Origin of the sequence: Bradyrhizobium sp. (genome assembly GCF_036009065.1) — a bacterium.
Classification (GTDB): Bacteria; Pseudomonadota; Alphaproteobacteria; order Rhizobiales; family Xanthobacteraceae; genus Bradyrhizobium.
Genome location: NZ_DASYMN010000099.1, coordinates 1 through 5829 on the forward strand (window position 1 = coordinate 1; position 5829 = coordinate 5829).

General features: G+C 62.9%; 6 protein-coding genes and 1 pseudogene. 3 read left to right on the top strand and 4 right to left on the bottom strand.

The features are described 5' to 3' along the window. Positions 1-381: pseudogene (locus tag VGP39_RS05855) on the bottom strand (hypothetical protein); the annotation flags it as partial. 298 nt (positions 382-679) lie between these two features. Between VGP39_RS05855 and flbT the strand changes: the two are divergent. From flbT to VGP39_RS05870, 3 genes are all read left to right on the top strand, one after another. Further along, positions 680-1093: a flagellar biosynthesis repressor FlbT gene (flbT, locus tag VGP39_RS05860; RefSeq protein WP_327567162.1), complete on the top strand. Its 414-nt coding sequence runs from the start codon at positions 680-682 to the stop codon at positions 1091-1093. A 163-nt stretch (positions 1094-1256) separates the two neighbouring features. Continuing rightward, the gene (locus VGP39_RS05865) at positions 1257-1463 is read left to right on the top strand and encodes a transcriptional regulator (RefSeq protein ID WP_327567163.1); all 207 of its coding nucleotides are present in this window, start codon (positions 1257-1259) and stop codon (positions 1461-1463) included. Between the two features lie 236 nt (positions 1464-1699). Then, positions 1700-2002 (top strand): GIY-YIG nuclease family protein, encoded by a 303-nt coding sequence (locus VGP39_RS05870; RefSeq protein WP_327567164.1) that lies wholly within the window; start codon positions 1700-1702, stop codon positions 2000-2002. 164 nt (positions 2003-2166) lie between these two features. On the opposite strand, the gene VGP39_RS05875 is transcribed toward VGP39_RS05870, so the two are convergent. The 3 genes from VGP39_RS05875 to VGP39_RS05885 all read right to left on the bottom strand — a co-directional run. Beyond that, on the bottom strand, positions 2167-3654 hold the full coding sequence (locus VGP39_RS05875) for a flagellar biosynthesis protein FlgL (protein WP_327567165.1): 1488 nt from the start codon (positions 3652-3654) through the stop codon (positions 2167-2169). Positions 3655-3665: 11 nt separating this feature from the next. Beyond that, a complete protein-coding gene (gene flgK, locus VGP39_RS05880; RefSeq protein WP_327567166.1) occupies positions 3666-5543 on the bottom strand; it encodes a flagellar hook-associated protein FlgK in 1878 nt (625 codons plus the stop codon). 135 nt (positions 5544-5678) lie between these two features. Then, the coding region (locus VGP39_RS05885) for a flagellar basal body rod C-terminal domain-containing protein (protein WP_327567167.1) at positions 5679-5829 on the bottom strand (151 nt) is incomplete at its 5' end.

Here is a 5829-nt window from a genome sequence, read left to right on the forward strand (position 1 = left end):
GCCGTCGACCAGGTTGGCCGCGGTACCGCCCAGCGCTGCTGCCGAAGTAACCGTCGACTTTGCCGAATAGCCGGCAGGAGCCTGCAGCACCTGGTTGGCGATCGACTTCGCCGTATCGACCAGCTTCTGCAGCGAGGTGATCCCGGTGTTGGCGGCCTGCAGCACCTGCACGCCGTTGCCGATGGAGTCGAGCAGATTGTTGATGTCGCTGGCGCGGTTGTTGAGGCCTTGGGCCGTGAAGAAGTTGGTGGGATTATCGAGCGCCGAGTTGACCTTGTTGCCAGTGGCAAGGCGGTTCTGCGTGGTGGAGAGCAGGTCGGCGGTGGACTGTAGCGAGAGCAAATTCTGGCGAACTGACGCCGTAAGGACGATACCGGACATTTGTCATACCTTTCTGGTTTCACTTAACGCCGATCTTTTCCATCGGACGACCGCCGCACACTGGAACCAAGAGTCTAAAAAAACATGAATCGGGCCTCGGAGTGCGGCCTGCCGCGCTCCCGTATCGGTTGCATAAAATTGCACGCACCTCGCGCAAATCGCAGCAAAACCGGGCTTTGCGGTTGTAAATTCCTGCTGCGCCGCGCAACGCGGGCATGGCGCGTTTACCCGGCGTTAACCACGGTGCGAAAGGATGCGCTTTACGGCCAGAGTCGGCGCATTCAAACGGAGAAGCTGCATGGCGCTGAAAGTCGAACTCAAGCCGCACGAGCGCATCATCATCGGCGCCTGCGTCATCACCAATACCGAGCAGCGCACCAAGCTTTTGATCGAGGGCGAGAAGATCCCGATCCTGCGCGAAAAGGACATCCTGACATCGGCCACCGCCGACACCCCGGCCAAGCTGATCTACCTCGCGGTGCAGCTGATGTACCTGTCGCCGGACCCGCAGGCCCACCACCCGACCTATTTCAGCCTGATGCGCGACATGCTCAACGCCGCGCCGAGCTCATGGCCGTTCATCGAGGGCATCAACAACCACATCCTCAACGGCGAGGTTTACCTCGCGCTGAAGGAAGCCAAGAAGCTGATCGCCCATGAAGAGAAGCTGCTGGCGAGCGCAAGAAGCATGCAAAGCGCAAAATCCGCCTGATTATCGACGACGACCCGCCGCACCACGCACGCGCCCGACAAAAAGGCCTCCAGAAGGAGGCCTTTGGTGTTTGGTGAGCAGTGCAACCGGGGCGCGCTGGCGAAGGGATAGCCAAGCCGTTATAAGAGCCGCCGCGGCCGGCAAAGGTAATGGCGGTTAAGAAATGATAAAAGTCTCGAACTTCGACGCGGCCGACTGTTTCGACCATCAAGAAACGATTGCTGCTTACCTGACTGAAGCGCTGGAGACTGGCGATTCCGGTTATATCTGCCATGCCCTCAATACCGTCGCGCGGGCCAAGCGCATGACCGCTGAGAAGGAAGCGCTTGGCGAAAATTCAAAGCCGCTATTCGATACGATCCGAAGGTGATCGAATCCTTTGGACTAAAGCTGGTCGCCAAACCGATCAAAGAAAACGAGAGAACGTAATGCGCTACCCGCGCCATACGCACCACCGTCATCCTGAGGAGCCGCGCGCTTGCGCGGCGTCTCGAAGGATGGCCACGCACCCGCCTGTGGCCATCCTTCGAGGCTCGCCGTGCGATGCAAAGCATCGCCCGCGAGCACCTCAGGATGACGGCAGTGTATGCGGAAGGATAATGGAGGATGGCGATTTACGTATACATGCTTCGATGCGCCGACAATTCCTACTACGTCGGAAGCGCCACCGGCGACGACTTGCAGCCGAGAATTGATCAGCACAATAGTGGTGCGTTTCACGGCTATACGTTCCGCCGCCGCCCGGTAACTCTCGTTTGGTCCGAAAGTTTCGATCGAATTACCGACGGGATCGCAGCCGAGCGTCAAATCAAGGGCTGGAGCCGTGCCAAGAAAGAAGCGCTGATCGAGCAGGACTGGCTTGAAATCACCCGCCTGTCTCGCCGCGGCAGCAAGTCGAAGCCGCGATGACTATCATCTCCGCTGCAATCCGCACACACTACCGTCATCCTGAGGTGCTCGCCGTCCTTCACGACGAGCCTCGAAGGATGGGCAACAGGCGTGTGTGACCATCCTTCGAGACGCCGCGCAAGCGCGCGGCTCCTCAGGATGACGACTGCGCTTTATCTTCTGCATCATATCGGCAAAAACTTGGTCAGGCTGAGCTGCGACAGCATCGCGGTGGTCTGGTAGGAGGCCTGCAGCGCGTTCTGCAGCGCCAGGATCTGGCTGGCGACCTGCTCGGGCGCGACGCTCTCGGCTCCATCCACGATGTTCTGCAGCATGGCCTGGGTCTGCTTCTGCCGCGCGGTGGCGTCCTTCATCGTGTTCTGCGCGATGGAAAGATCCGCCTGGATGTCCTGGATGGTCTGCTGCCCGGGCTGCGCCGTGAGGTTATGCGTGACGCGCTGGCTCAGTGCTGCGACCTGCGCCGCTGCGTTCGGGCCCGTCGAGGCGACGGCGGCGAGCACCGCGACCGACTGCAACTGGTTGCGTATCCCCTGCTCGGTGGCGCGTGCGCCGTATTGAACGGTAATGGACTGGTCGATCCGCGCGATCGACGATGCCCGCGCCGGGCCCGCGCCGTTCTCGCCGCTGTACCACGACACCGTATTCGCAGCGGTGCCGTTGGTGAGCGCGGTTGCGGTCGCCAGCGGCGCGCCGGCGACGCGTTGCGGCGGATCGGCGAAAAAGTCCGCAGCCGCAGCGACGGCGGAGGCCGCAACCAGCGACGTGTTGGCAAGCGTGCCGATCGCACCATTCAGCGCCGCATTGAGATTGGCCGAGGTCGCGGCCGGCGTCGCGCCGATCGCAAAGCTGCCCGCCGGCGTCGGCACGGCGCTCGACGCGGTGAGCTGAACGGTCTCGGTGCTGCCATCGGGCAGATTGAATTTCAGGCTGATCTGGTCGCCGCCGTTTGGATTGGCGCCAAGCGCGATCGACACCGTCGGCGGCGACCCCGTTGGCCCGGTGACGGTCGCGCCCGTCAACGACGACGAGACCGAATTGAGCTTCAGCCCGAACGCCGACGGCGAAACATCTTCGCGCAGCGTAATCGGCGTCGTCGCCGGAGCCGACAGCACGAGACGCCCGAGGCCGCCGCCGAGATCGGCCTGGTTGCGCTCGGCAATGACCTGCTTCAGTCCGGCCTGCGCGCCGCTGCCGCTCAGCAGCGTGTCGGCGTCGGTCACCGCCGGCGTATCGATCGCGCCGCCGGAAAACACGTAACGATCGCCGGATTGCGTGTTGAGGATTCCCAGCATCGATCCGAGCTGCGAGGCCGCGTTCTGTTGCGCGATGGTTTGCCCCGCGCCGTTCAGCGCCTGCGAGGAAGCGCTGGCGGCGTTCTGCACCTGCGCACCGATATTGACCAGCGCCTGCAGCGCGGTGTCGGCGACGTTGATCGTGGTGGTGATCTTGGTCATGGTATCGGTGAAGGCGGAAATGTTGGAGAGCTGCCCGCGCGCGGCGATCGCAAATCCCTCGTTGACGCCCATGCCGGCATAGGTGGTCGCCTTCTTGCCGGTGGTAAGCTGCGCCGACAGCGTGGTGAGCTGATCGTTGAGATTGCGCACCGACTGTCCGAGAACGGTGCTGCCATATCCGATGCCATTGATCGCCATTGTTGCCACCTTTAGCCCTGGACCTGCAGCAGCGTCGTCATCATGTTCTGCACCACGCTCATCACATGCGCATTCGCCGCGTAGGAATTTTGCAGCGCGATCAGGTTCGCCATCTCGGTGTCGATGCTGACGCCGGAGGTCGAGTTGAACTTCTGCTGCAGGGTGGAGACCACCACATCCTGCCCCTGCTGCAGCTGCGTCGCGGTTGCCGACGCATTGCTCTGCTGGCTGAGGAACTGCTGCATGAAGCTGGGAATGGTGCCCTTGAACGGCGTCGCGGCCGAGCCGAGCCCGGTCTGCGGCGAAAAGGTGAACGAGCCCGAGGTGAGCTGCGAATAGATAAAATCCGCGCGCGTGGTGTCGCCCGAGGGCGTCAGCGGCGACGTACTATAGACCGTGAGCCTCGACGGATCGGTGAGCAGCGCCGAGTTGACCATGATGCGCCCGGCAAGGCCGGTCATCTGCGAGCCGCTGGCCGTGATCTTGCCGGTATAGAGCGCACCTGCATCGGTGAACAACGGCAGATGGGCTGTGCCGCTCACCAGCGACGAGGCGGTCGTCGCCGTGGCGGCAGCGTTGACGGTGGCGGCAGCAGTGTTGTCGTCGACCACGCGCAGGGTCGAGCCCGACGGATTGGAGAACTGCAGGTGCACGCCGCCAAGTGCGGTGTTCAACTGCGCCACGATCGACGCCATGCCGCCGGAAAAATTGACGCCGATCACCTGGTCGCTCGGATTGGCGGTGGCCGCGTTCGACAAAGGCAGCGCCGCCGGATCGTCGACGCGCAGGATCGTGACCTGATGCTGCGTGTTGGTCGCAGTGTCCGTGTAGGTCAGGTTGATGCTGTTGCCGGGCTGCACCGTGGAGAGGTCGAGATTGAAACCGGCCGGCGGCCCGGTGACCGTCGTGCCGGGCTTTGTGACATCGGACAGCGAACTTGCCAGCGCCGCGGCCAGCTGGTCGACCTGCGCCTGCGCCGTCACCAGCGTCTTGTCGCGCAGTTTCAGATCCGCCGCGAGCTGACCGGATGCGATCGCGTTGTTGGCGATCATGTCGAAATTGCCGCCGTTCGGCAGTTTTACCGTAATGGTGCCGGCGCCGGACAGCGCCGGATTGCTGTTCCATTGCGAGCTGGCGTTCAGCGTGCCCTGCGAATTGAAATCCAGTTGCGACGCCTGGCTGCCGCCGACCAGCTGGATGCCGGAATTGGTGAACACGGTCGCCTGGTTGGTGCCGTCGGTGATCACGCGGATGTCCATCAGTTGCGCGAGCTGGCTGATGGCATTGTCGCGCTGGTCCATCAATGTCGCCGCCGCCGGATCGGTCGGGCTCATGCTCTGCAGCCGCGAATTGAGCTGCGCGATCTGGTTCATCGCGACATTGGCCTGCCCGACCGACACGCCGATGTTCTGCTCGATATTGGAGCGCAGCGTCTGGATGCCTTGCGTGGTGGCGTTGAGCTGCTGCGCCAGCGATTGCGCCGCCGACAATACCGAAGACTGCGCCGCGTTCGAGCCGGAGCTGGCCGACAGCGCCTGCGCCGCGGCGGTGAAATTGCTGTAGGCGGTTTCCAGCGTGCCGGCCTCGCCGGGCGTGCCGTAGACGTTTTGCAGCTGGCTCAGGATGTTGGCGATCTGGGCGGCGTAAGCGCCGCCGGAGGTCTCGGTGCGCAGCTGCGCCTGGATGTATTGATCGAGCTGGCGGTTGACGCCGTTGACGCGCACGCTCGCGCCGTTGCCGGCGCCGCCGGCGAGTTCGATCTGGTTGACGTTCTGGGTGACATAGCCCGGCGTCTGCGCGTTGGCGACGTTGGACGATACGATTCCCAGCGCGGCCTGGTTGGCGCGCAGGCCGGCCATCGCGGTGGAGAGGGCTGAACTCAAACTCATGTCACGTCACCGTTGTCCCCGCGTCATTGCCGGGCTTGACCGGCAATCCATCCTCTTCGAAGAGCCTTGCGAAGAAGATGGATGCGCGGGTCAAGCCCGCGCATGACGGAAAAAACTTGGATCCCCAGTTACACATCAGCGCAGCACGTTCAGCAGATCCTGCACCATGCTGTTGGCGGTGGTGATGACCTTGGTGTTGGCCGAATAGGCCTGCTGGGTCACGATCAGTTTGGTGAACTCGTCGGCGATGTCGGTGTTGGAGCCTTCGAGCGACGAACCGCTGATG

Excerpts from the sequence above, each read along its gene's own strand:
- flbT (WP_327567162.1), top strand. The coding sequence starts at position 680 with ATGGCGCTGAAAGTCGAACTCAAGCCGCACGAGCGCATCATCATCGGC.
- VGP39_RS05865 (WP_327567163.1), top strand. The coding sequence starts at position 1,257 with ATGATAAAAGTCTCGAACTTCGACGCGGCCGACTGTTTCGACCATCAA.
- VGP39_RS05870 (WP_327567164.1), top strand. The coding sequence starts at position 1,700 with ATGGCGATTTACGTATACATGCTTCGATGCGCCGACAATTCCTACTAC.
- VGP39_RS05875 (WP_327567165.1), bottom strand. The coding sequence starts at position 3,654 with ATGGCGATCAATGGCATCGGATATGGCAGCACCGTTCTCGGACAGTCG.
- flgK (WP_327567166.1), bottom strand. The coding sequence starts at position 5,543 with ATGAGTTTGAGTTCAGCCCTCTCCACCGCGATGGCCGGCCTGCGCGCC.